Origin of the sequence: Pseudomonas sp. NY15372 (assembly GCF_048068215.1) — a bacterium.
In the GTDB taxonomy this organism is placed as follows: Bacteria; Pseudomonadota; Gammaproteobacteria; order Pseudomonadales; family Pseudomonadaceae; genus Aquipseudomonas; species Aquipseudomonas guariconensis_A.
This window is the reverse complement of record NZ_JBLUPY010000007.1, coordinates 158,743-181,806: the sequence shown is the minus strand read 5'-3', so window position 1 is coordinate 181,806 and position 23,064 is coordinate 158,743. Positions and strand designations below refer to the sequence as shown.

The 23,064-nt window shown below is 63.4% G+C and carries 20 protein-coding genes; 7 read left to right on the top strand and 13 right to left on the bottom strand.

From position 1 onward, the window contains the following. Nucleotides 1-9: 9 nt before the first annotated feature. A complete protein-coding gene (locus ACNFG0_RS08410) occupies nucleotides 10-1,482 on the bottom strand; it encodes an inorganic phosphate transporter (protein ID WP_196144329.1) in 1,473 nt (490 codons plus the stop codon). A 318-nt stretch (nucleotides 1,483-1,800) separates the two neighbouring features. After that, on the bottom strand, nucleotides 1,801-2,001 hold the full coding sequence (locus tag ACNFG0_RS08405) for a hypothetical protein (RefSeq protein ID WP_196144343.1): 201 nt from the start codon (nucleotides 1,999-2,001) through the stop codon (nucleotides 1,801-1,803). A 565-nt stretch (nucleotides 2,002-2,566) separates the two neighbouring features. Here ACNFG0_RS08405 and pcaR point away from each other — a divergent pair. Further along, a complete protein-coding gene (gene pcaR, locus ACNFG0_RS08400) occupies nucleotides 2,567-3,442 on the top strand; it encodes a pca regulon transcriptional regulator PcaR (protein WP_230381285.1) in 876 nt (291 codons plus the stop codon). Between the two features lie 208 nt (nucleotides 3,443-3,650). On the opposite strand, the gene ACNFG0_RS08395 is transcribed toward pcaR, so the two are convergent. The 4 genes from ACNFG0_RS08395 to ttgA all read right to left on the bottom strand — a co-directional run bounded on the left by ACNFG0_RS08395 (nucleotide 3,651) and on the right by ttgA (nucleotide 10,140). Next, complete coding sequence (locus ACNFG0_RS08395; RefSeq protein ID WP_416764451.1) at nucleotides 3,651-4,175, bottom strand: DUF962 domain-containing protein; 525 nt, start codon at nucleotides 4,173-4,175, stop codon at nucleotides 3,651-3,653. A gap of 203 nt (nucleotides 4,176-4,378) precedes the next feature. After that, nucleotides 4,379-5,833 carry an AdeC/AdeK/OprM family multidrug efflux complex outer membrane factor gene (locus ACNFG0_RS08390; RefSeq protein WP_196144327.1) on the bottom strand — a complete coding sequence of 485 codons (1,455 nt, stop codon included), beginning with the start codon at nucleotides 5,831-5,833 and terminating at the stop codon, nucleotides 4,379-4,381. Further along, entirely contained in the window at nucleotides 5,830-8,982 is a 3,153-nt protein-coding gene (gene ttgB / locus ACNFG0_RS08385; RefSeq protein ID WP_196156087.1) for a multidrug efflux RND transporter permease subunit TtgB, read from the bottom strand. The genes ACNFG0_RS08390 and ttgB overlap by 4 nt, the downstream gene beginning before the upstream one ends. A gap of 3 nt (nucleotides 8,983-8,985) precedes the next feature. Continuing rightward, a complete protein-coding gene (gene ttgA, locus ACNFG0_RS08380; protein ID WP_196144325.1) occupies nucleotides 8,986-10,140 on the bottom strand; it encodes a toluene efflux RND transporter periplasmic adaptor subunit TtgA in 1,155 nt (384 codons plus the stop codon). Nucleotides 10,141-10,395: 255 nt separating this feature from the next. Here ttgA and ACNFG0_RS08375 point away from each other — a divergent pair, with 255 nt between their 5' ends. Further along, on the top strand, nucleotides 10,396-11,028 hold the full coding sequence (locus ACNFG0_RS08375; RefSeq protein ID WP_196144324.1) for a TetR family transcriptional regulator: 633 nt from the start codon (nucleotides 10,396-10,398) through the stop codon (nucleotides 11,026-11,028). A 147-nt stretch (nucleotides 11,029-11,175) separates the two neighbouring features. Here the strand turns inward: ACNFG0_RS08375 and ACNFG0_RS08370 are convergent, their stop codons facing one another. Further along, nucleotides 11,176-12,627 carry an MDR family MFS transporter gene (locus tag ACNFG0_RS08370; RefSeq protein ID WP_416764450.1) on the bottom strand — a complete coding sequence of 484 codons (1,452 nt, stop codon included), beginning with the start codon at nucleotides 12,625-12,627 and terminating at the stop codon, nucleotides 11,176-11,178. A 383-nt stretch (nucleotides 12,628-13,010) separates the two neighbouring features. Between ACNFG0_RS08370 and ACNFG0_RS08365 the strand changes: the two genes are divergently transcribed. Continuing rightward, nucleotides 13,011-13,880 (top strand): isocitrate lyase/PEP mutase family protein, encoded by an 870-nt coding sequence (locus ACNFG0_RS08365; protein ID WP_416764449.1) that lies wholly within the window; start codon nucleotides 13,011-13,013, stop codon nucleotides 13,878-13,880. Between the two features lie 9 nt (nucleotides 13,881-13,889). Here ACNFG0_RS08365 and ACNFG0_RS08360 read toward each other — a convergent pair whose 3' ends face one another. Then, a complete protein-coding gene (locus ACNFG0_RS08360; protein ID WP_416764448.1) occupies nucleotides 13,890-14,795 on the bottom strand; it encodes a LysR family transcriptional regulator in 906 nt (301 codons plus the stop codon). A gap of 104 nt (nucleotides 14,796-14,899) precedes the next feature. On the opposite strand from ACNFG0_RS08360, the gene ACNFG0_RS08355 reads away from it, so the two are divergent. Then, on the top strand, nucleotides 14,900-15,775 hold the full coding sequence (locus tag ACNFG0_RS08355; RefSeq protein WP_196156084.1) for an MBL fold metallo-hydrolase: 876 nt from the start codon (nucleotides 14,900-14,902) through the stop codon (nucleotides 15,773-15,775). A 43-nt stretch (nucleotides 15,776-15,818) separates the two neighbouring features. On the opposite strand, the gene ACNFG0_RS08350 is transcribed toward ACNFG0_RS08355, so the two are convergent. Continuing rightward, on the bottom strand, nucleotides 15,819-16,694 hold the full coding sequence (locus ACNFG0_RS08350) for a LysR substrate-binding domain-containing protein (RefSeq protein ID WP_196144319.1): 876 nt from the start codon (nucleotides 16,692-16,694) through the stop codon (nucleotides 15,819-15,821). A 113-nt stretch (nucleotides 16,695-16,807) separates the two neighbouring features. On the opposite strand from ACNFG0_RS08350, the gene ACNFG0_RS08345 reads away from it, so the two are divergent. Next, nucleotides 16,808-18,445, top strand: coding sequence for a 5-guanidino-2-oxopentanoate decarboxylase (locus ACNFG0_RS08345; protein WP_416764447.1), 1,638 nt, complete (start codon nucleotides 16,808-16,810; stop codon nucleotides 18,443-18,445). Nucleotides 18,446-18,617: 172 nt separating this feature from the next. On the opposite strand, the gene ACNFG0_RS08340 is transcribed toward ACNFG0_RS08345, so the two are convergent. Next, entirely contained in the window at nucleotides 18,618-19,526 is a 909-nt protein-coding gene (locus ACNFG0_RS08340) for an AraC family transcriptional regulator (protein WP_196156557.1), read from the bottom strand. 201 nt (nucleotides 19,527-19,727) lie between these two features. On the opposite strand from ACNFG0_RS08340, the gene ACNFG0_RS08335 reads away from it, so the two are divergent. Further along, nucleotides 19,728-20,021, top strand: a complete 294-nt coding sequence (locus tag ACNFG0_RS08335) for an antibiotic biosynthesis monooxygenase family protein (protein ID WP_416764446.1) — start codon at nucleotides 19,728-19,730, stop codon at nucleotides 20,019-20,021. Between the two features lie 65 nt (nucleotides 20,022-20,086). Continuing rightward, on the top strand, nucleotides 20,087-20,320 hold the full coding sequence (locus ACNFG0_RS08330) for a hypothetical protein (RefSeq protein ID WP_416764445.1): 234 nt from the start codon (nucleotides 20,087-20,089) through the stop codon (nucleotides 20,318-20,320). On the opposite strand, the gene ACNFG0_RS08325 is transcribed toward ACNFG0_RS08330, so the two are convergent. From ACNFG0_RS08325 to ACNFG0_RS08315, 3 genes are all read right to left on the bottom strand, one after another. Then, a complete protein-coding gene (locus ACNFG0_RS08325) occupies nucleotides 20,321-20,932 on the bottom strand; it encodes a flavin reductase family protein (protein ID WP_196144314.1) in 612 nt (203 codons plus the stop codon). It lies immediately after the preceding gene. 119 nt (nucleotides 20,933-21,051) lie between these two features. Next, complete coding sequence (locus tag ACNFG0_RS08320; RefSeq protein ID WP_416764444.1) at nucleotides 21,052-21,456, bottom strand: heme utilization protein; 405 nt, start codon at nucleotides 21,454-21,456, stop codon at nucleotides 21,052-21,054. 254 nt (nucleotides 21,457-21,710) lie between these two features. Next, nucleotides 21,711-23,030 (bottom strand): MFS transporter, encoded by a 1,320-nt coding sequence (locus ACNFG0_RS08315; protein WP_416764443.1) that lies wholly within the window; start codon nucleotides 23,028-23,030, stop codon nucleotides 21,711-21,713. Between the last annotated feature and the right edge of the window lie 34 nt (nucleotides 23,031-23,064).

Genomic DNA, 23,064 nt, shown 5'->3' with positions numbered 1-23,064 from the left:
CGGGAGCGTTCAGCTGATCGCCTTGGAGGCCAGCCAGAACAGGCCGGCGGCCAGGCCCATCGAGGCCGGCAGGGTCAGTACCCAGGCAAGCAGGATGGTTTTCACCGTGCCACCTTGCAGGCCGCTCTTGTTGGCGACCATGGTGCCTGCCACGCCCGACGACAGCACATGGGTAGTCGACACCGGCAGGCTGAAGATATTGGCCATGCCAATGGCGCAGGCTGCAGTGATCTGCGCCGACATGCCCTGGGCATAGGTCATACCTTGCTTGCCGATCTTCTCGCCAACGGTCAGGACCACGCGTTTCCAGCCGACCATGGTGCCCAGGCCCAGGGCCAGGGCAACGGCCACGATCACCCAGAACGGAGCGTATTCGGTGGTGGCGGTCAGGTCTTTGCGCAGTTTTTCCAGGTCGGCCTTTTCACGGCTTTCCAGGCCCGGCAGCTTGCCGACCTTCTTCGCGGTGTCGTCCAGGCAGAGCAGGTAGCGACGCACTTCGACACGCTTCTCGGCGCTCAGGTCGCGGTAATCGGTCACGCCCTTGAGCGACGATTGCAGGGCAGCGATGGTCGGCTCGGTCTGCTGCGGGTTGCAGCTGAACTGCTCAGGCAGATCGGTCGACTTGGCCTTGCCCAGCGCCAGGAACTCGCCCAGGGTGGCTGCGTTGCGTTCGTAGAACTGGCTCATGTGCAACGTGGCGTCGCGGGTGCGCTCGATCTGGTAGGTGGTGCTGTTCAGGTCGAGGACGAACTTCGCCGGGACGATACCGATCAGCACCAGCATGATCAGGCCGATGCCTTTCTGGCCATCGTTGGAGCCGTGCACGAAGCTCACGCCCATGGCGGAAATCACCAGTACCAGGCGGTTCCAGAAAGGCGGGTGCTTCTTGTCATCGAGCTTGCGACGCTGTTCGGGGGTTTTGTGCATCTTCGACAGCGGGCGCCACCACTTCAGGCCGATCAGCACCAGGGCCGCGACGGCGAAACCGGCCATCGGCGAGACCACCAGCGACAGGGCGATGTCGATCGCCTTCTGCCAGTTGACGCCATCGCCCAACGGGATGTCGTTGAGCAGGGCGTTGGCCAGGCCAACGCCGAGGATCGAACCGATCAGGGTGTGGGAGCTGGACGCCGGGATACCGAAGTACCAGGTGCCAAGGTTCCAGGTGATGGCCGCGGCCAGCAACGAGAAGACCATGGCCAGGCCGTGCCCGGTGTTCACATTGATCAGCAGCTCGACCGGCAGCAGGTGGACGATGGCGTAAGCCACCCCGACACCGCCCAGCAGAACCCCGAGGAAGTTGAACACGCCGGAGAAGAACACGGCCAGGTGCGGCGGCATGGCTTTGGTATAGATGACGGTGGCTACCGCGTTGGCGGTGTCATGAAAGCCATTGATGAACTCGAATGCGAGCACGAAGGTCAGAGCGAGCAGCAAGCTCACCAGCACCCACGCATCCAGTCCGCTGAATAATTCGATCATGAAGGTTGTCTGGCGGTCATAGGGGGGCGCGATTATGCCAGAAAACCTTGGCAATCGATGCCCCCGCGACGAACCGATGACGCCCCCGTCGACCGCCACGAAGCGCAACGCAAGGCCAGCTGCTGCCCGATTTCGATGGCTAACGGCGGCTAAATCCTGCGAAATAAACAGAAAAATCACAAATTTTGCGCGCGCCTGGCGATTCAAACGCTTGTATTAAATTTGTGTGATTCCGTTTCGTTCCTGGCTTTTCGGTAAAAAAGCCTACGCGTGCCACTGCTCAAGGGCGAAGGGTGCGCGGTGCCTTGAGGGGCTGGGTCAGCTGTCTTCGCTGCGCAGTTCCTTTTCCATTTTTTCCAGTTCCTGGGCGAAGACCTGGTCTTGGACCGTGGCACGCTTGCGCCAAGGTTTGCGCTCCGGTTCCGGTTGCGCGGCATAGGTGGTGACTTCGCCACCGTAAACATCCTTGTAACGTTCAGCCTGGCGCTCGAGTTCCGCGCGCAGTTCTTCTTTCGTCACAGTCATACCCGAATAGTTTGAAGTTTTGCGCTGGCCTTCGTCATGCAAAGTTATGCATACGGCTACGCCGCCAGTGCGAACAGGTTGTCGTAGCGACAGTATTCAATACGGAACAGGACACCTGGAAAGTGATACAGGCCTTGGGCCCTGCACGTGGCTTGCTGGCGGGAACTCGATAGGGGATGCCGGATAGGGCCATGCCGAAGTGTTCGGTCCGGGCCAGCAGGCTCGATTATAGCAACCCGCAAGTCAATGGCTACCTACTTTAGGCGACAACACCAAGCCACTGCAAAGTTTACGCATGGCGTGTTTCACAATTGGGTAAGCCTTGAAAGTTTGAGGCGCAGTGGCCTCGAAAGTTCTTACAAACTGCAATGAAATGAAAAACGGCCTCGGGTTAGCGAGGCCGTTGCCTGGGGACTTCTACGGTGGGTACCTGACCAGTCTCTCCAAAGAAGCCACATGTGGCAGGAGAAAGGTATAAGCAAACGTGTCAGCGGTCAATTGCGATTATCGGCCGTTGGTTCGATAATCGCACAAGCGAGCGATTTTTTTGAGGTAAGCCATGAGCGAAGAAACCCAGGCCCAGGACCCCACCAACCCGGAGCCGGCCCGTCCTGCGGCGCCCGCGCTGGCGCCGCCGATCGTGGCCTCACCGGCCAAGCGCATCCAGGCGTTCACCGGTGACCCTGACTTCATGACCTCCCTGGCCCGGGGGTTGGCGGTCATCCAGGCGTTCCAGGAGCGCAAGCGTCACCTGACCATCGCCCAGATCAGCCACCGAACCGAGATCCCCCGGGCGGCGGTGCGTCGTTGCCTGCATACACTCATGAAGCTGGGGTACGCGACCACCGATGGGCGCACCTATTCCCTGTTGCCCAAGGTCTTGACCCTCGGGCACGCCTACCTGTCGTCGACGCCGCTGGCGGTGTCCGCGCAACCTTACCTGGACCGCATCAGCGACCAACTGCACGAAGCGGCCAACATGGCGACCCTCGAAGGCGACGACATTCTCTACATCGCCCGCTCGGCCACCGTGGAGCGTCTGATTTCGGTCGATCTGTCGGTTGGCGGCCGCTTGCCGGCCTATTGCACCTCCATGGGGCGGATCCTGTTGGCGGCGTTGGACGATGCGAGCCTTCGGGAATACCTGGAGCGTGCCGACCTCAAACCCCGTACCAGCCGCACCCTGCATGACCCAGAGTCACTGTTCGCCTGCATCCAGCAGGTGCGTGCCCAGGGCTGGTGCGTGGTCGACCAGGAACTGGAGCAAGGTTTGCGTTCGATTGCCGTGCCGATCTATGACGCCTCGGGGCAGGTGCTGGCGGCGCTGAACGTCAGCACCCACGTGGGGAGGGTTACCCGCAGCGAACTGGAGCAGCGTTTCCTGCCGATCCTGCTGGCGGCCAGCCGGGACTTGTGTCACCAGCTGTTTGGGTAGGTTGTCGATTCGGGCAGGCAGGTCTGCTACACCAATCCCTTGGTATGAGCGGCAGGCGCGAAGGCCTGGCGAGTGGCACTGGCGATCGAGCGTGTTCGACGGGACATGACGCATCCCCTGTAGGAGCGGCCTCGTGCCGCGATCAGGCACGAGGTCGCTCCTACAGTGAGTCTAGGTGTGTTGCAGGAGTGAGTCGTGTGCCGCCTTGTCAGGCTGCGGCGTTCTTCTGCCGTACCGCCACCGGCCCGGCATTGGCCTCCACCGCCCGCTTGAGCGCCGGGCACAGCCCGAGCATGAACGCCAGCTCCGCCACGACGAACAGCGGACCGATGATCAGCCCGCTGACATCGTCGACGAATGCCGGCTTGCGGCCTTCGTAGTAATGCCCGACGAACTGGATGATCCAGCCCACCACGAACGCCCCCAGCCCGGCGCTCAACCATAGCCCGGTAGCCTGTATTGCCAGCACTTGGCCAAGCCACAGGCACAACCCCAGCAGCGCACCCATGACCAGCCCGAAACGCAGGTCCAGACGCAGGTAGAACCACACCGATGCGGCGGCCACGAGCAGTGCCGGCGAGAACCAGATGCCGGCCAGTTCCCAACCTGGACGTGACAGCAGGACGGTGACTGCCAGTACGATCAGCGGGATGCCGATGAAATGGGTGGCGATATTGCGTGGGTCGCGGTGGTAGGCCGCGTATTGGCTCAGGTGGTCGACGAGGCTTTTCATGGTTGTTCCTCCCTGTGTGGCTCCAGGCTCACCCTGTGGGAGCGGGGCTACCCGTGAATGAACCGCCATGGCATGAGCATAGCGCCCGACCATCGGAGCTGGAACCGTGCGTGGGTAATGGGCCTTAATCACTGCGGCGAATGGGCAGCCCCTAAAAACGAAAAAGCCCACCGCGAGGGTGGGCTTGATGCATTGCAGGGCGATCAGCCTTTCGGCGACTGCACCGCGGCCTGTTGGTTGGCTTGGCCGGTCTGTTCCAGCCAGCCGCCACCCAGGGCCTTGTACAGGTTGACCTCGCTGACCAGCTGCGAAAGGCGGTCGCTGATCAGCGCCTGCTGCGCGCTGAACAGGTTGCGCTGGGCATCGAGGAAGGTCAGGTTGCTGTCGATGCCGATGCGATAGCGGCGTTCGGCCAGGCGGTAGTAGTCCTGGTTGGCGGCCACCAGGTCGCGTTGGGCCTGCAGCTGTTCTTCGAACGTCTTGCGCGCGGCCAGGCCATCGGAGACTTCCTGGAAGGCGGTCTGGATGGTCTTTTCGTACTTGGCGACGTTGATGTCTTTCTGAATCTTCGAGTAGTCCAGGCTCGCCTTCAGGCTGCCAGCGTTGAAGATCGGCAGGTTGATCTGCGGCTGGAACAACCAGGTGCCGGAGCCGCCCTTGAACAGCCCGCCCATGTCCGGGCTCAGGGTGCCGGCATTGGCGGTCAGGCTGATGCTTGGGAAGAACGCTGCCCGGGCCGCGCCAATGTTGGCGTTGGCCGCCTTGAGCAGGTGCTCGGCCTCCTGGATGTCCGGGCGGCGTTGCAGCAGCTCGGACGGCAGGCCCGCCGGAACTTCGGCCAGCTGATCTTCGTTGAGCTTGAGCGGTGCCGGCAGGTCGGCCGGTACGCCGGTGCCCAGCAGCACGGTCAGGCTGTTCAGGTCCTGAGCGACCAGGCGCTGGTATTGCGACAGCTTGACCCGGGCGCCTTCCACGGCGGTGCGTGCCTGGCTCAGGTCGAGCGCCGAGGCCACGCCCACTTCGTTGCTGCGGCGGGTGAGGTTGTAGCTTTCCTCGTAGGTCTTGAGGGTTTCCTCGGTCAGCTTGAGCAGAGCCTGGTCGGCCTGCCAGGTGTAGTAGGCGTTGGCCACGCTGGCCACCAGGCTGATCTGCGTGGAGCGGCGGGCCTGCTCACTGGAGAGGTAGGTCTCCAGGGCCTGCTCGGTCAGGCTGCGTACGCGGCCGAACAGGTCCAGCTCATAGGCACTCACGCCCAGGGTCGCCGAGTACTGGCTGGTGATGGCCGCCTCGCCGGTCTGCGACATGTTCGCCGGTACCCGCTGGCGGCTGCCGCTGCCATTGGCCGAGACCGCCGGGAACAGGTCGGCCCGCTGGATACGGTACTGGGCCCGGTAGGCGTCGATGTTCAGTGCTGCGACGCGCAGGTCGCGGTTGTTCTCCAGGGACGTCTGGATCAGCTTCTGCAGCGCCGGGTCATGGAAGAACTGGCGCCAGCCCTGCTCGGCGGCAGCCACGTTGGCCGACTCGGTCGGGGAATACGCAGGGCCTTGCGGCCACTGCGCAGCCACCGGCGATTCCGGGGTCTGGTAGTCAGGGATCAGCGAGCAGCCGCCAAGGATGAAAGCGGTCACCGCCAGGGATAACAAAGACTTGGTCATTGCCCAGCCTCATAACGAGTAGTTTCAGGGGTGGCGTCGGATTCAGGCTTCTTGCTGCCGAACAACGACGACACTGCTACGAAGAACAGCGGTACCCAGAAGATAGCCAGCACGGTCGCACTGATCATGCCGCCGATCACCCCGGTGCCGATGGCGTGCTGGCTGCCCGAGCCCGCGCCACTGGCGATGGTCAACGGTACCACGCCGAGGATGAACGCCAGCGAGGTCATGATGATCGGACGCAGACGCATGCGGCAGGCCTCGATGGCCGCGTCGAACAGGCTGCGGCCCTGCTCGTGCAGTTCCTTGGCGAACTCGACGATCAGGATCGCGTTCTTCGCCGCCAGGCCGATGGTGGTCAGCAGGCCGACCAGGAAGTACACGTCGTTGGACAGCCCGCGCAGGCTGGTGGCGATCAGCGCACCGATGATGCCCAGCGGTACGACCAGTACTACGGCGATCGGGATCGACCAGCTTTCGTACAGGGCCGCCAGGCACAGGAACACGAACAGTACCGAGAGGGCGAACAGCGCCGGCATCTGCGAGCCGGAGAGTTTCTCCTCGTAGGACATGCCGGTCCAGGAGTAGCCGATGCCCGCAGGCAGTTCGCCGGCGATGCGCTCGACTTCGGCCATGGCTTCACCGGTACTGTAGCCCGGCGCCGGGGCACCGAGGATCTCGACCGCTTCCACACCGTTGTAGCGCGACAGCTTCGGCGAGCCGTAGGTCCACTCACCCTTGGCGAAGGAAGAGAACGGCACCATCTCGCCGGCGCCATTGCGCACGTACCACTTCTGCAGGTCTTCCGGGCTCATCCGGGCGCTGGGTTCACCCTGGATGTACACCTTCTTGACCCGACCGCGGTCGATGAAGTCGTTGACATAGCTGCCACCGAGGGCGATCGACAGGGTGTTGTTGATGTCGGCAATGGTCACGCCCAGTGCGCTGGCACGTTCGTCATCGATGGTCAGCTGGTACTGCGGTTCGTCGTTCAGGCCGTTCGGGCGCACGGCGCTGAGCACCTTGCTCTGGGCGGCCTTGGCCAGGAACTGGTTGCGTGCTTCCATCAGCTTCTGGTGGCCGACGCCGGCACGGTCCTGAAGGAACACGTCGAAGCCGGTGGCGTTACCCAGTTCGAGTACCGCAGGCGGTGCGAAGGCGAACACCATCGCGTCGCGGAAGCTGAAGAAGTGCTGCTGGGCGCGAGTAGCGAGGTTGAACACGCTGTTCTCGGCCGAACGCTCTTCCCATGGCTTGAGCATGATGAATGCCATGCCCGAGCTCTGGCCACGGCCGGCGAAGTTGAAGCCGTTGACGGTGAACACCGACGACACGGTATCGGCTTCGTCCTTGAGCAGGTACTCGCGCATCTGGTCAACCACCACCTGGGTGCGCTCGGCACTGGAGCCCGCCGGGGTCTGCACCTGGGCGAACAGCACGCCCTGGTCTTCTTCCGGAAGGAATGCGGTGGGGATGCGCATGAACAGCCAGATCATGCCGACCACGATCAGTGCATAGGCCAGCAGGAACGGTGCCTTGTTGCGCAGGATGGTACCGACGCTGCGCTCGTAGCCTTGTACGCTGCGGTCGAAGTTGCGGTTGAACCAGCCGAAGAAGCCGCGCTTGGCCACATGGTGCTCGCCCTTCTTCAGCGGCTTGAGCATGGTGGCGCACAGGGCCGGGGTGAAGATCAGCGCAACCAGCACCGACAGGCCCATGGCCGAGACGATGGTGATCGAGAACTGGCGGTAGATCACGCCCGTGGAACCGCCGAAGAACGCCATTGGCAGCAGTACCGCCGACAGCACCAGGGCGATACCCACCAGGGCGCCCTGGATCTGCTCCATCGAGCGCTTGGTCGCCTCCTTGGGCGGCAGGCCCTCCTCGGACATCACCCGCTCGACGTTCTCCACCACGACGATGGCATCGTCCACCAGCAGGCCGATGGCCAGGACCATGGCGAACATGGTCAGGGTGTTGATGCTGAAGCCCGCCGCGGCCAGGATGCCGAAGGTCCCCAGCAATACCACCGGCACGGTCATGGTGGTGATGATGGTGGCGCGGAAGTTCTGCAGGAACAGGTACATCACCAGGAACACCAGCACCACCGCCTCGATCAGGGTGTGGATCACGCCGCTGATGGACTCGGTGACCACCGGGGTGGTGTCATACGGGAACACGGCCTTCACGCCCGGCGGGAAGAACGGCTCCAGGTCGCTGATGGTCTTGCGCAGCGCCTTGGCGGTATCCAGGGCGTTGGCGCCGGTGGCCAGCTTGACCGCCAGGCCCGAGGCCGGGAAGCCGTTGTACTGCGCGCTGATGGCGTAGTTCTCGCCACCCAGGCCGACCTTGGCGACATCGCCCAGGCGTACCTGGGAGCCGTCGCTGTTGACCTTGAGCAAGATGTTCTCGAACTGCTCGGCGGTCTGCAGGCGGGTCTTGCCGATGATGGTGGCGTTGAGCTGGGTACCGGGCATTGCCGGCAGGCCGCCGAGCTGGCCGGAGGAAACCTGCACGTTCTGCGCGCTGACAGCCGTGCGCACGTCGACCGGGGTCAGCTGGTACTTGTTCAGCTTGGCCGGATCGAGCCAGATACGCATGGCGTACTGGGCACCGAACACCTGGAAGTCACCTACACCTGCGGTCCGCGAGATCGGGTCCTGCATGTTCGAGACGATGTAGTTGGACAGGTCGTCCTTGGTCATGCTGCCGTCTTCGGACACCAGGCCGATCACCAGCAGGAAGTTCTTCACTGCCTTGGTCACGCGGATACCTTGCTGCTGCACTTCCTGCGGCAGCAACGGGGTGGCCAGGTTCAGCTTGTTCTGCACCTGGACCTGCGCGGTGTCAGGGTTGGTGCCCTGCTCGAAGGTGGCGGTGATGGTCATGCTGCCGTCGGAGTTGCTCTCCGAGGACACGTACCGCAGGTTGTCGATACCGTTGAGCTGCTGCTCGATGACCTGCACCACGGTGTCCTGCACGGTCTGCGCCGAGGCGCCCGGGTAGGTCACGGCGATGGCGATGGCCGGTGGTGCAATGCTCGGGTACTGGTTGATCGGCAGCTTCAGGATCGACAAGGCGCCGACCAGCATGATCACCAGTGCGATCACCCAGGCGAAGATCGGGCGATCGATAAAGAACTTCGACATGGTTTACTCCGCTTTGGCGTCTGCTTTCGCCGCGCTGGCCTGTGCTGGGCCGGCCGGTTTCTTGACGTTGGTGGCTTCGCTGACCTTGACCTCGACCCCTGGCCGCACGAACTGCAGGCCTTCGGTGATCAGGCGGTCGCCCGGGTTCAGGCCTTCCTCGATCAGCCAGTCACTGCCCAGGGTACGGCTGGCCTTGAGCTGGCGCAGTTCGACCTTGTTTTCCTTGTTCACCACCAGTGCGGTCGGCGTACCCTTGAGGTCACGGGTCACGCCTTGCTGGGGCGCCAGGATGGCATTGGCATTGACCCCGGCTTGCAGGCGGGCATGGACGAACATGCCTGGCAGCAGGGTGTGGTCGGGGTTGGGGAAGATCGCACGCAGGGTGACCGAGCCGGTGGTCTCGTCGACCGCGACTTCGGAGAACTCCAGGCGGCCCTGCTGCTTGAACAGGCTGCCGTCCTCGAGCACCAACTGCACCTTGGCGGCGTTGTCGCCGGCCTTCTGCAGCTTGCCGCTCTCCAGGTCACGGCGCAGCTTGAGCAGCTCGGCGGTGGACTGGGTGACGTCGACGTAGATCGGGTCGAGCTGCTGGATGGTGGCCATGGCGTTGCTCTGGCCGTTGCTCACCAATGCACCTTCGGTCACCGCGGAGCGGCCGATACGGCCGCTGATCGGGGCCAGGACCTTGGTGTAGCGCAGGTCGATCTGCGCGCTCTTGAGCGAAGCCTCGGCCTGCAATCGTTTGGCATTGGCGTCGTCGTATTCCTGCTTGGAGACAGCCTGCTCGTCGATCAGTTGCTTGTAGCGCTCGGCCAGGGAACGGGTGGCCTGCAGGTTGGCCTTGGCGTTGGCTAGGTTGGCTTCGTAGACGGAAGGGTCGATCTGGTACAGCTGCTGACCTTCCTTGACCTCGGTGCCTTCCTTGAACAGGCGCTTGAGAATGATGCCATTGACCTGCGGGCGAACCTCGGCCACGCGGAAGGCGGTGGTACGCCCCGGCAGTTCCGAAGTCAGGGTATAGGCCTGCGGCTGGAGGGTAACGACGCCGACCAGAGGAGCCTGCGCCGCAGGCGCTGCTTCTTCTTTCTTACAGCCACTTAGCAGGGTTGCCAGGGCGACGGCGGAAACCAGGGCGGTAACGGCTGGCTTGAATTGCATGAGGATCCTCGGGTCGCTAGAGCTGGGAGACGCTCAAGAATAATGGAAGTGTTTTCAGAGAAGGTGCTATCCGGTGGATAAATAGCTTACTAACGAATATACTTACATTCATGCTTGTTTGTAAATACCGCAAGCGGGTGCAAAGCGCCGCAGCGGATTCGTCGAATAACCCCGGGGCGAGCCTTCAATAGGCCGCCCTGGCCTGAATTACCGCGTGCCGTACGCGCACGCGGGCCATGATGAGGTTGAGCTGCCATGGTCCGTCGAACCAAAGAAGAAGCCCAGGAAACCCGTGCCCAGATCATCGAGGCGGCGGAAAAGGCCTTCTACAAGCGCGGAGTTGCGCGAACCACCCTGGCCGACATCGCGCAGCTCGCGGGCGTTACCCGGGGTGCGATCTACTGGCATTTCAACAACAAGGCCGAATTGGTGCAGGCACTGCTGGACAGCCTGCATGAAACCCATGACCACCTGGCTCGTGCCAGCGAAAGCGAGGACGAACTCGACCCGTTGGGCTGCATTCGCACCTTGTTGCTGCAGGTCCTCAACGAGTTGGTGCTCGATGCCAGGACCCGGCGTATCAATGAAATTCTGCACCACAAGTGCGAATTCACCGATGACATGTGCGAGATCCGCCAGCAACGCCAGAGCGCAGTGCTGGATTGCCACCAGGGTATTGCACTGGCCATGGCCAATGCAGTGCGTCGCGGGCAATTGCCGAGCGACCTCGATGTGCAGCGTGCCGCGGTCGCCATGTTTGCCTATGTCGATGGCCTGATCGGGCGCTGGTTGTTGCTGCCGGACAGCTTCGACCTGCTACGCGATGTGGAGAAATGGGTCGACACAGGGTTGGATATGCTGCGCTTGAGCCCTTCGTTACGCAAATGAGACTTTGTTAATGATTGTGATGAAGTGTTTCCTTCGTACATTAAGACGAAGTTAATGCATTTGCGGAATGGGCCGCTGCGCGGCCCTTTCGCGGCACGAGGCCGCTCCTACGGACGGCGCCGTGCATGACCACGAATCGCGCTGCGCTCACCGCCCCCGCAACTGCCGATCAGGCATGGCTATCGCCGCCACCAGCCCCAGCAACGAGAGCCCGGCACTGGTCATCAACAACAGGCGGAAGGTTTCCATCAACCGCACCTGGGTGATTGGGTCCGGCTCCCCGGCCTTTAGGCTGCCCAGCAGCGGATTGCCAAGCGCCTCGAAACCACCCTGGTGCAACAAGGCCAGCAACAGGCTGGACATGCATGCCACACCCATCGCCCCGCCCAACGCGCGAAACAGGTTGGTGGTGCTGGTAGCCACGCCGATATCCTTGAGCTCGACCGCGCTCTGGGTGCCCACCAGCGAGGTCGGGAACTGCAAGCCGCAGGCGATACCGGTCAGCAGCATGAACACGGCGCCGAGCAGGGCCGATTGAGGAGGCGTCAGGGCCATCCCGAGGATCGCCAATGGCATCAGCACGAAGCCGATCAGGATCTGTGGCCGATAGCGCCCCGTACGGCTGGTCAGCCGTCCGCCGGTGAAGGCGCCCAAGGGCAGGCCCATGGCCAATGGCAACAGGTAGACTGCCGCGCTGTCGGCACCGGCACCGGTGATGCCCTGGTAGCGCAACGGCATCAGCATGGTCAGGGAGATCGACTGGAAGCTGGCGAAGAAGATCGCACACCAGCACAGCACGGCAGTGCGGTTGCCGAACAACTTGAGCGGCAACAGCGGCTCCTGGCAGCGCCGCTCATGGCCGACGAACAGCAACAGGCCGAGCAGGGCGCCGGCCAGCAGGGCCAGGACCGGTGGTGACAACCAGGCGTGGCCCTGGCCGACCAGGGTAATGCCCAGCAGCAGGCTGCCAAGGCCCAGGATCAACAGCAGTGCGCCCAGGTAGTCGACCTGCGCCTCGCGCCGCTGTACCGGCATACCGCCGAGGGCGCGCCGGATCGCCCACAAAGCGAGCAGGCCCAGAGGCAGGTTGATCCAGAACACCCAGCGCCACGACAGGTATTCGGTCAGCCAGCCGCCGAGCACCGGCCCGGCGACGCTGGCCAGGGCGTACATGCTGCTGAAATAACCCTGGTAGCGGCCGCGTTCGCGGGGCGGAACGAAGTCGCCGATGATTGCCTGGCTCACCGAGACCATGCCTCCAGCGCCGATCCCCTGCAGCACCCGCGCCAGCACCAACTGCTGCATGTCCTGGGCAAGGGCGCAGGCCACCGAGGCCAGGGTGAACAGGGCAGTGCCGACGAGAATCATACGCCGACGCCCGTACAGGTCGCCGAGCTTGCCATAGATCGGTACGGCCACGGTCATGGCGACCATGTAGCCGGAAATCACCCAGGCCAGCAGGCCGACGTCGTTGAACTGCGCCGAGATCGCCGGCATGGACACGGCGACGATGGTCTGGTCCAGGGCGCCGAGGAGGATCGCCAGCATCAGGGCGGTGAGGACACTGCGCAGGACAGTCGGGGGCAGGGCGGCAGTCACGTTGTAACCTTTCGAAGTCAATGTCGAAGTGGCGTCGGCAATGTTGGGCAGGCGCTGGGCAGGTCCGCATTGTAGCGGAGTTAAGTAGCTTCCTATGTATTATGTGCATCCCCTATGCAAGATCGGCATTGGCGCATTCATCCAGTGCAGCATGGCTGCGTGATATCGTGACTCCACCGCAGCGGCTGAAATACGGGGCCTGCACCAGCATGGTGCAAGGTTTTCCGCTCCGATTTACCGTCGTTGTATCCCACACCTTCTATTCCTCTGCCTGCATGTCGAGCATGACCGCCCTGATGGCGACGGTTGGAACAGGTCAGGTAGACCCGATTCAGGGGTCGGTAGTCAGCCCGTTCAAATTTTCCTGTTATTGCGGAGTGATCATGCCCAAGGCTTCCCACCACGATCTGCGTTTTGCCTTCCGCGAACTGCTTGCGTCCGGTTCGTGCTATCACACCGCGTCGGTCTTCGACCCCATGTCGGCCCGTATTGCCGCGGACCTTGGCTTCGAAGTCGGTATTCTCGGTGGTTCGGTTGCCTCGCTGCAGGTATTGGCCGCGCCGGACTTCGCCCTGATCACCCTGAGCGAATTCGTCGAGCAGGCCACCCGGATCGGCCGCGTCGCCCAATTGCCGGTGATCGCCGATGCCGACCATGGCTATGGCAACGCGCTCAATGTCATGCGCACGGTGATCGAGTTGGAACGTGCCGGCGTTGCCGCGCTGACCATCGAGGATACTCTCCTGCCTGCGCAGTTCGGGCGTAAGTCCACGGATCTGATCCCGGTGGAGGAGGGCGTCGGCAAGATCCGCGCCGCCATCGAGGCACGGGTCGATTCGGCATTGTCGATCATTGCCCGAACCAACGCCGGCGTGCTGACCACCGAAGAAATCATCGTGCGTACCCAGAGCTACCAGAAGGCGGGCGCCGACGGTATCTGCATGGTGGGGGTGAAGGATTTCGACCAGCTCGAGCGGATCGCCGAGCACCTGACCGTGCCGCTGATGCTGGTGAGCTATGGCAACCCGAACCTGCGCGACGACGCGCGTCTGGCGCGCCTGGGCGTGCGCATCGTGGTCGATGGCCATGCCGCCTATTTCGCCGCCATCAAAGCCACCTATGACTGTCTGCGTCTTCAGCGCGGGCAGCAGAACAAGTCCGACAACCTCAACGCGACCGAGCTTTCGCACACTTATACCCAGCCCGAGGAATATATTCGTTGGGCCAAGGAGTACATGAGCGTCGAGGAGTGACCGGCCTGTTCAGAAATCTTTGTCCCACTCCGGTTCGTCCTGGAACCGCTGCGCCAGGAAGTCCAACATGCTGCGCAGGGTACTCGGCATGTGCTTGCGCGAGGTGTACACCGCATTGAGGCTCAGCTCCCGGGGCCGCGCTTCGGGCAGCAGGCGCACCAGCTCGCCACTGCGCAAGGCCGGTGCGGCCTGGTAGGTCGGCAGCATGGCGATTCCGGCATCCGCCAGGGCGGCCTTCTGCAAGGTCATGGCCTCGTTGGCGCTGATGTTGCCCTGCACCGGCACGGCCACGCTTTGTCCATTCACCTCGAATTGCCACAGGCTGTGCCCGAAATAGGCATGGGTCAGGCAGTTGTGCCGGCTCAACGCCTCGACCTGTTCGGGCACGCCATGTGCGCGCAAGTAGGCCGGGGAGGCGCACACCACCGAGCGGCACACGGTCAGGCGGCGGGCGATCAGGTTCGGGTCCAGGTCGTTGCTGGTGCGGATTGCCAGGTCGATGCGCTCGTCTACCAGGTTGACCGTGCGATCGAGCATCTGCAACTCGACCTTCACCCCCGGGTAGCGCTTCACATAGTCAGCCACCGCATCCACCAACTGGGCTTGGCCAAACGAGGTGCTGACGCTGATGCGCAGCTCGCCGCGTGGTGCTTCGTCAGGCTGTCGCACGGCGGCCTGCAGGTCGCCGGCCAGTTCCAGCAACTGGCGACAGCGGGGCAGGGTTTCCTGGCCGGCGGCGGTAAGGCTGAGCCTGCGCGTGGTGCGCTGCATCAGGCGGGCACCGACCCATTCCTCGAGCTCTGCCAGGTAGCGCGAAACCACTGGCCGCGAGAGCTGCAGGTGATCGGCTGCGGCCGACTGGCTGCCTAGATCGATGACGGTGACGAAGACGCGCATGGCGTTGAGACGGTCCATGATCTGCTCGCTTTCAGAAACAAACTATGTCCAAGCATCGCATTTTTTGTGACGGATCAGGCAACTAAGCTGTTGCCCACTTCTCGCTCACAGGAACAAACACGATGTCGCTGATCAATACCCTGCGCGGCCTGGCCTTGGCCAGCCTAGCCCTGGCCGGCCACGCCCTGGCCGCCGACCCGCTTCACCTGGAGGTCTATAACCCCGGCCATGAAGCCATCTTTCCGGTCAGTTCGGTGATCGTCAGCGGTGAGCACGATGCCATCCTTGTCGATGCCCAGTTCGGCAAGGCCCAGGCCGAGCAGTTGGTCGAGCGCTTGCGCGCCAGCGGCAAGCGCTTGACCACCATCTACATCAGTCACGGTGACCCGGACTACTACTTCGGCCTCGACACCTTGACCCACGCGTTTCCCCAGGCACGGGTGGTCGCCTCGGCTGCCACCGTGGCGCATATCCGCAAGACCATGGATGCCAAGCTGGCCTACTGGGGGCCGCAGATGGGGGCCGATAAGCCTGAGCAACTGGTCGTGCCGCAGGTCCTGGATGGCGATCGCCTGGAGCTGGAAGGCCAGGCGCTGGAAGTCGTGGGCCTGGACGGTCCGCAGCCGGACCGCAGCTTCGTCTGGGTTCCCTCTATCAAGGCAGTGGTCGGTGGCGTGGTCGTGGCGGAGCACATTCACGTATGGATGGCCGATACCCAGACCGCCCAGTCCCATGCCGACTGGCTCAAGACCCTCGAACGTATCGAACAGCTCGGGCCACGTACCGTGATCCCCGGCCATTACTTGGGCCAGAGCAGCCGTTCGCTGGAGGCGGTACGCTTCACGGCCGATTACATCCGTGCCTTCGATACCGAAACGGCCAAGGCCACCGATGCCGCCGCGCTGGTCAAGGCGATGGAGCGACGTTACCCGAATCTTGCCGATGGCAGCTCACTGGAACTCAGCGCCAAGGTGGCCAAGGGGGAGATGAAGTGGTGATGGGCGTTGCCTAGCCTCCAGCTACTCAAGACTTACGCTGCATTCACTGACGAGCTCGCCCTTCGAGCCAGTCCATCAGTTCGCCCAACCCCGCGGGCATGTGCTTCGAAGGGCTGACCAGGTAGTACCCTTTGCCGGTCAGCACCTTCAGCCCGAACGGCATGCACAGCCGGCCACTGCGCAGGTCATCGCCCACCAGCGCCCAATCCCCGATCGCCACGCCGGTGCCCTGGGCTGCCATGGCCATGGCCATGTCCAATGTCTCGAAATGCTGGCGAGGCCCGTGGGGCACGATGTCGGTGCCCGTCGCCTGCAGCCAGAGCTGCCAGTCGTGTTCGTCCCGGGAAGGGTGCAGCAGCATGTGTCGCTCAAGGTCATGTACCTGGGCCAGGGGCAGCGCGCCTTCCAGCAGCGACGGTGCACACACCGGGGTCAGTTGCTCGTCGAACAGCTTGCGCACCTGCAGGCCGCCGTTAGGCTGCGCGCCGTAGACCACTGCGGCGTCGAAGCCTTCGCGGCGAAAATCCACACCATGTTGGACAGTGGTGGTCAGCTCCACCGGCACATCCGGGCGCAGGGCCTGCCATTCCATCAGCCGCGGCAGTAGCCAGCGCATCACGCAGGTAGGCGCCTTGAGCTGCAGCGTGCTATTGCGTTCGCCGACCTCACGCACGCCTTGCTCGATCAATGCGAACACCTGCTGCACCCGAGGCAGCCAGTCCTGGCCCTCGCGGGTCAGGCTCAGGCCACGGGCCTGGCGCTGGAACAGCGGATAGCCGAGGTGTTCCTCGAGGCCGGCGATCTGCCGGCTCACCGCGCCCTGGGTAATGTGCAACTGCTGCGCTGCACGGGTGAAATTGCAGTGCTGGGCGGTGACCAGGAAGGTATGCAGGGCGGGCAAGGGCGGCAGGCGTTTCATTGTCGTAAGCCATGATCCAGGGACATGGCTAGTATGTGTTTTTTTGCATTGTGGCGATAGCCGCGCCTTGCTTCCATGGGCACCTGAACTCAACAAGAACCAGGGTAATTCCAATGGCAACCTGTGGCGAAGTATTGGTCAAACTCCTCGAAGGCTATGGCGTGGACCATGTCTTCGGGATTCCCGGCGTGCATACCGTGGAGCTCTACCGTGGCCTGGCGGGCTCCTCGATCCGGCACATCACGCCGCGCCACGAGCAGGGCGCCGGGTTCATGGCCGATGGCTATGCCCGCACTCGGGGCAAGCCGGGGGTGTGCTTCATCATCACCGGCCCCGGCATGACCAACATCACCACCGCCATGGGCCAGGCCTACGCCGACTCGATCCCTATGCTGGTGATCTCCAGCGTACAGTCGCGCGACCAGCTCGGTGGTGGGCGCGGCAAGCTGCATGAGTTGCCTAATCAGAGTGCACTGGTCGGTGGCGTGGCAGCGTTTTCCCAGACCCTGATGAGTGCCGATGACCTCCCGCAGGCCCTGGCCAGAGCCTTTGCCGTGTTCGACGGTGCCCGGCCGCGCCCCGTGCATATCGAGATCCCGTTGGACGTGCTGGTCGAGCCTGCCGACCATTTATTGCCCGCTCGGCCGGTGCGCACCACGCGTGCTGGTGCCTCGCCCCGCATGGTGGCGCAGATGGCCGAGCGCCTGGCCCTGGCCCGGCGGCCACTGATCCTGGCGGGCGGCGGCGCCCTGGCAGCTGGCCCGGCCCTGGCGGGGCTTGCCGAGCACCTGCAGGCCCCGGTGGCGCTGACGATCAACGCCAAGGGCTTGTTGGCGTCCAGCCACCCGCTGCAGATCGGCTCGACCCAGTCGCTGCCAGCCACCCGTGCCCTGGTCGCCGAGGCTGACGTGGTGCTGGCCATCGGCACCGAGCTGGCTGAAACCGACTACGATGTGACCTTCAAGGGCGGCTTCGAGATCCCCGGCAGCCTGTTGCGCATCGATATCGACCCAGACCAGACCGTGCGCAACTACCTGCCGGAGCTCGCCCTGGTGGCCGATGCCGAGCAAGCGGCGCAGGCCTTGCTCGCCGCCCTGCGAGCGTTGCCGCAGCCTGCGCGAGGCTCTGATTGGGGCGTCGGTCGTGTGGCTCGCCTGCGCCAGGACCTGGCGGCAGGCTGGGACCAGCCGACCTTGAGCCAGACGCGCCTGCTCACGGGTATCCTGGCGACATTGCCCGATGCGATCCTGGTGGGCGATTCCACCCAGCCGGTATACACCGGCAACCTGACCCTGGACATGGACAAGCCGCGGCACTGGTTCAACGCCTCGACCGGCTACGGCACCCTGGGTTACGCGTTGCCTGCGGCCATGGGCGCCTGGCTTGGCAGCGCGGCGCATGCCGATGAGCGTGCGCCAACGGTGTGCCTGATCGGCGATGGTGGCTTGCAATTCACCTTGCCGGAACTGGCCAGCGCGGTGGAAGCACAGGTGCCGCTGATCGTGCTGCTGTGGAACAACCAGGGGTACGAGGAAATCAAGAAGTACATGGTCAACCGGGCCATCGAGCCGGTGGGCGTGGACATTAATACCCCGGACTTCATCGGCGTGGCCCGCGCCTTGGGCGCTGCGGCGCAGCAGGTAGGCGATGTGGCGCAGTTGCAGGCAGCGTTGAAGCAGGCAGTGGAGCGCCAGGGCCCGACGCTGATTCAGGTCGACCAGACGCAGTGGCAGGCGGCGGTGGCGGGCTGACGTTCAGCGCAGGGCATTACGGCCCGATCGCGGGACAAGCCCGCTCTCATAGAACAACGCATAACTATTTGATTTTGCGGGGCTTGTGGGAGCGGGCTTGCCCCGCGATCAAGGGCGAAGCCCTTGCCCGGTAGGGCCGCCCGATCGCAGAACTGGCCCCACAACCCCCTGTTCAGCCCGTATTGCCGCGCAACCGCGCCACATCGCGAATCGGCGGCGCGCCGTACAACCGGCTGTACTCGCGGCTGAACTGCGAAGGGCTTTCGTAGCCCACCCGATACCCGGCCACCGCCGCTTCCATACCGTCATTGAGCATCAGCCGCCGCGCTTCCTGCAGGCGCAGTTGTTTCTGGTACTGCAATGGGCTCATCGAGGTCACGGCCTTGAACCGGTGGTGCAGCGTCGAAGTGCTCAGGTTGACTTCCCGCGCCAGCTCCTCGATGCGCAAGGGCAGGTGGTAGTGTTGCTTCAACCACGTGATGGCCTGGCTCACGCGGTGGGTCTGGCTGTTGGCCAGGGCGATTTCATACAGGCGATGGCCCTGAGGGCCACGCAGCAACCGGTACAGGATCTCGCGGCGGATCAGTGGCGCCATGACCGGGATATCCCGCGGCGTATCGAGCAGGCGCATCAGGCGTATCAAGGCATCGAGCAACTGCGGGTCGCTCTTTTCCACGTACAAACCTCGGCCAGAAGGCAGGTTGGGTACCAGCATCGGCCCGCTTTCGGCGATCAGTTGGCTGATCTGGGTCGGGTCGATGTCCAGGCGCAGGCCCAAGGTGGGGTTTTCCGGGCTGGCATCCAGGCGTACTGCACTGATCGGCAGGGTCACCGACACCACCATGTAGTGCAGCGGGTCGTAGGCGTATTGCTCATCGCCCAGGAACAGGCTCTTGCTGCCTTGAGCCAGGATGCACAGGGCGGGCTGGGCCAGGGTCGGCACCGAACGAATGTTCTCACGATAGGCCGTGGGGTACAGGTCGTCGATGGCCGAAGCCGGGCCGAGAGGGTCGCTGGCATGGCGCAGGATCAAGCCGGCCAGTTCCTGGCGCTGCGATTCCAGTGCGGGGTCGATGGGCATGGGGCGGTTTCCTCTATGGACCGACGCAGCATAGGTTTGGGCAAGGGCGGGCGCTAGTCGAAAGCTGCACCTCGATTGCCTGATCCTGTCGCGCGGCAGGATCAGGCAATCGAGCGACAGTAATCGCCTAACCACGCGCGCAGGCGAGGGCCTAACCTTGGCAGCCTGGTTTCATTGCCCCCTCGTTCATGGAGATCGATCATGACCCTGTCACAACCGGTCACTCACCTGGCTTTCATTCGCGCCAGCACTGGTCGCTCGGCAGAGCTGGGCGCGCGCCTTCGTGACCTGCTGGAACCGTCGCTGCGGGCGCCGGGTTGCCTGAGCTTCGTCGTGCAGCAATCCCAGGCCGATGGCGACCTTTGGCTGCTCAGCGGCAGTTGGTGCGACCAGCAGGCGATGAGCGGCTATTTCGCATCGCCCACCCTGGACGTCTTCGGTGAGCTGGTGCAGGCCCAGGTGGTCAGCAGCCTGGACCTGCACACCTTCGTCTGAGGCCCGTCGTCACTGTGACGGGTGCGGTAGAATGCCGCCCTTTGACCTAGACACGGATTTGCACGATGGCACGTAGAGAGTTTCCTCGTTTCGAAGCGGTTTCGGCGATGGTTCCCGTCGAAGGTGGCGGCTACAACGCGGCAATTGCCGTGAAGGGGCTGGGCGCCGGTGGCGCGCCGCGCTTTCACAAGGTACTCGACGGCCAGGTGTTCAAGAGCGCAGTGGCGGCCGATGAGGCCGCCTGTGCCGAGCTTGCGCGCCTGCAGGGCGTCAGCGAGGAAGGCGAGCTGCTCTGGTGATCAGCCGTTGACCTGGGGTCGGGTCATCTTGAACAGGTTGCCCAGCTCGAAATAGTCCGCAGGGCCGCCGCCGCGCAGGATCGGCTCGGCCGCCGCGGTGTCGTAGATGCCGTCCTTGAGCAAGTGCTCGGCGATGTGCACCGCTACCACCTCCCCAAGGATCAGCCAGCTCGGCACTGGCGCCTGGTCGGCGCGCTTGAGCTGGACGATCTGGCTCACCTTGCATTCGAAGGCCACCGGGCTTTCGCCTACCCGGGGTACCTCGACCACACGTGAAGCGCTCGGGGTCAGGCCGCTGAGCACGAACTCATCCACATCCGCAGCCACGGCCGCACAGCTCTGGTTCATCTGCTCGGCCAGCGGGCGGGTCGCCAGGTTCCAGACGAATTCGCCGGTCTGTTCAATGTTGTTCAGGCTGTCTTTGCGCCCGACGCTGCAGAAACCGATGATCGGTGGAATGTAGTTGAAGGCATTGAAGAAACTGTAGGGCGCGAGGTTCAGGCGACCTTCGGCATCCTGGGAGGAGATCCAGCCGATGGGCCGTGGGCCGACGATGGCATTGAAGGGGTCGTGGGGCAGGCCGTGGCCTTTGGCGGGTTCGTAGTAATACATCTGCGCAAGGCCTATGGGCCTTTCCTGTGTGTGGACGAAGCGCCTAGTTTGCCAAGGCTTGGCCTGGCTGGAAATGATCGAGCCCGACCGAGGCCGGGCTGGGTACTCATCTTCAGTGATCAGCTGAAGCGGTGGGCGTTGGTGCGTTCGAAGCCGTTTTCCGCGAAGCGCTGGCCGCCGGTGCGGTCGAAGCCATCTTCGGCGAAGCGTTGGCCGCCGGTGCGGTCGAAGCCGTCTTCGGCGAAGCGTTGGCCGCCGGTGCGGTCGAAGCCATCTTCAGCGAAGCGCTGGCCGCCGGTGCGGTCGAAGCCGTCTTCAGCGAAGCGCTGGCCGCCGGTGCGGTCGAAGCCGTCTTCAGCGAAGCGCTGTGCGCCGGTGCGGTCGAAACCATCTTCTGCATAAGTGGCCGACTGGGTTTGGACGGCGCTGAAGGTGTGGGCGTTGGTGCGGTCGAAACCGTCTTCGGCGAATGCACCGGTAGCCAGTGCCGACAGAGCCAGGGTCAGGATCAGTTTGCTTTTCATGGTCGTTGCTCCAGTGGAATCGTGGGGTTGTTTGTTTCTATGGGTTCAATGCTACGCCGATTTAATTGATAAAAAAGCGCAAAAATTCGCGATAACAAATCAATTTATTCGATTTGTTTGGAGTCGCAGTGCCTCGCTTTGAAGCGGATCGGATCGAGTGGTGAGCGCCGCTTTTATCGAAGAAATGAGCCGGACGAAAAAAGGGGCGCCCCGTCAGACGGGGCGCCCCTTTGGTGCAGCGGTACTTGTGAGGATCAGTCAGTCACGATCCGCGAGTGCTTGGCGGTGTCCTTCATGGTGGCATACACCAGCAGCGAACAGGCGATGCAGGCGGTGACGTACCAGTAGAAGCCGGTCTCCATGCCGTGGCTCTTGAACCACAGGGCCACGTACTCGGCGGTGCCGCCAAAGATCGATACGGTCAAGGCGTAGGGCAGGCCGACGCCCAGGGCACGAATCTCGGTGGGGAAGAGCTCGGCCTTGACCACGGCGTTGATCGAGGTATAGCCGCTGACGATGATCAGCGCCGCCATGATCAGGAAGAAGGCGCCCCACCAGGTTTGCACGGTGTGCAGGGTGCTCAGGATCGGCACGGTGAACAGGGTGCCCAGCACGCCGAAGGCGATCAGGATCGGGCGGCGGCCGATCTTGTCGGACAGCCCGCCGATCACCGGCTGCAGGCACATGAACAGGAACAGCGTGGCCGCCGAAATGGTGGTCGAGTCGCTGATGCTCATGCCCACGGTGTTGACCAGGTACTTCTGCATGTAGGTGGTGTAGGTGTAGAACGCCAGGGTGCCGCCCATGGTCAAGCCGACCACGGTCATCAGTTCCTTGGGGTGGCGCAGCAGGGTGCGCATCAGGCTTTCCTTGGCCTTCTCCTTCTTGGTGAAGGAGCTGGTTTCTTCCATGCCACGACGCAGGTACAGGGCGACCACCGCGCACAGCGCGCCGATCACGAACGGTACGCGCCAGCCCCAGGCATACAGCTGCTCGGTGGTGAGGGTCTGCTGCAGGATGATCAGCACCGCCAGGGCGATGAGCTGGCCGGAGATCAGCGTCACGTATTGGAAGCTGGAGAAGAAACCACGGCGGTCCTTGCTGGCCATTTCGCTGAGGTAGGTGGCCGAGGTGCCGTATTCACCGCCGACCGACAAACCTTGCATCAGGCGTGCTAGCACCAGGAGGATCGGCGCAGCCACACCGATGGTTTCGTAGCCTGGGGTCAGGGCGATGACCAGGGAGCCAGCGCACATCAGCAGCACCGAGGCCATCAGTGCGGCCTTGCGGCCCTTGCGGTCGGCGTACAAGCCCATCAGCCAGCCACCGATCGGGCGCATGAGGAAGCCCACGGCGAAGATGGCAGCGGTGTTGAGCAATTGTGCGGTGGTGTCGCCGGCCGGGAAGAAGGCCTTGGCGAAGTACAGCGAGAACGCGGCGTAGACGTACCAGTCGTACCATTCGACCATGTTGCCGATGGAACCACTGAAGATCGACTTGAGGCGGCTGGCGGTGGTTTTTTCCGCGGCGGGCGCGGCGACCGCCCCGGTGGGCAGGGTGCTGGCGTTATCCATCAGGGGATACCTTCTCGTTGTTTTTGTGGAGCGC

Coding starts and splice junctions, on each gene's coding strand:
- ACNFG0_RS08410 (WP_196144329.1), bottom strand. CDS start 1,482: ATGATCGAATTATTCAGCGGACTGGATGCGTGGGTGCTGGTGAGCTTG.
- pcaR (WP_230381285.1), top strand. CDS start 2,567: ATGAGCGAAGAAACCCAGGCCCAGGACCCCACCAACCCGGAGCCGGCC.
- ACNFG0_RS08395 (WP_416764451.1), bottom strand. CDS start 4,175: ATGAAAAGCCTCGTCGACCACCTGAGCCAATACGCGGCCTACCACCGC.
- ACNFG0_RS08390 (WP_196144327.1), bottom strand. CDS start 5,833: ATGACCAAGTCTTTGTTATCCCTGGCGGTGACCGCTTTCATCCTTGGC.
- ttgB (WP_196156087.1), bottom strand. CDS start 8,982: ATGTCGAAGTTCTTTATCGATCGCCCGATCTTCGCCTGGGTGATCGCA.
- ttgA (WP_196144325.1), bottom strand. CDS start 10,140: ATGCAATTCAAGCCAGCCGTTACCGCCCTGGTTTCCGCCGTCGCCCTG.
- ACNFG0_RS08375 (WP_196144324.1), top strand. CDS start 10,396: ATGGTCCGTCGAACCAAAGAAGAAGCCCAGGAAACCCGTGCCCAGATC.
- ACNFG0_RS08365 (WP_416764449.1), top strand. CDS start 13,011: ATGCCCAAGGCTTCCCACCACGATCTGCGTTTTGCCTTCCGCGAACTG.
- ACNFG0_RS08360 (WP_416764448.1), bottom strand. CDS start 14,795: ATGGACCGTCTCAACGCCATGCGCGTCTTCGTCACCGTCATCGATCTA.
- ACNFG0_RS08355 (WP_196156084.1), top strand. CDS start 14,900: ATGTCGCTGATCAATACCCTGCGCGGCCTGGCCTTGGCCAGCCTAGCC.
- ACNFG0_RS08350 (WP_196144319.1), bottom strand. CDS start 16,694: ATGAAACGCCTGCCGCCCTTGCCCGCCCTGCATACCTTCCTGGTCACC.
- ACNFG0_RS08345 (WP_416764447.1), top strand. CDS start 16,808: ATGGCAACCTGTGGCGAAGTATTGGTCAAACTCCTCGAAGGCTATGGC.
- ACNFG0_RS08340 (WP_196156557.1), bottom strand. CDS start 19,526: ATGCCCATCGACCCCGCACTGGAATCGCAGCGCCAGGAACTGGCCGGC.
- ACNFG0_RS08335 (WP_416764446.1), top strand. CDS start 19,728: ATGACCCTGTCACAACCGGTCACTCACCTGGCTTTCATTCGCGCCAGC.
- ACNFG0_RS08330 (WP_416764445.1), top strand. CDS start 20,087: ATGGCACGTAGAGAGTTTCCTCGTTTCGAAGCGGTTTCGGCGATGGTT.
- ACNFG0_RS08325 (WP_196144314.1), bottom strand. CDS start 20,932: ATGTATTACTACGAACCCGCCAAAGGCCACGGCCTGCCCCACGACCCC.
- ACNFG0_RS08320 (WP_416764444.1), bottom strand. CDS start 21,456: ATGAAAAGCAAACTGATCCTGACCCTGGCTCTGTCGGCACTGGCTACC.
- ACNFG0_RS08315 (WP_416764443.1), bottom strand. CDS start 23,030: ATGGATAACGCCAGCACCCTGCCCACCGGGGCGGTCGCCGCGCCCGCC.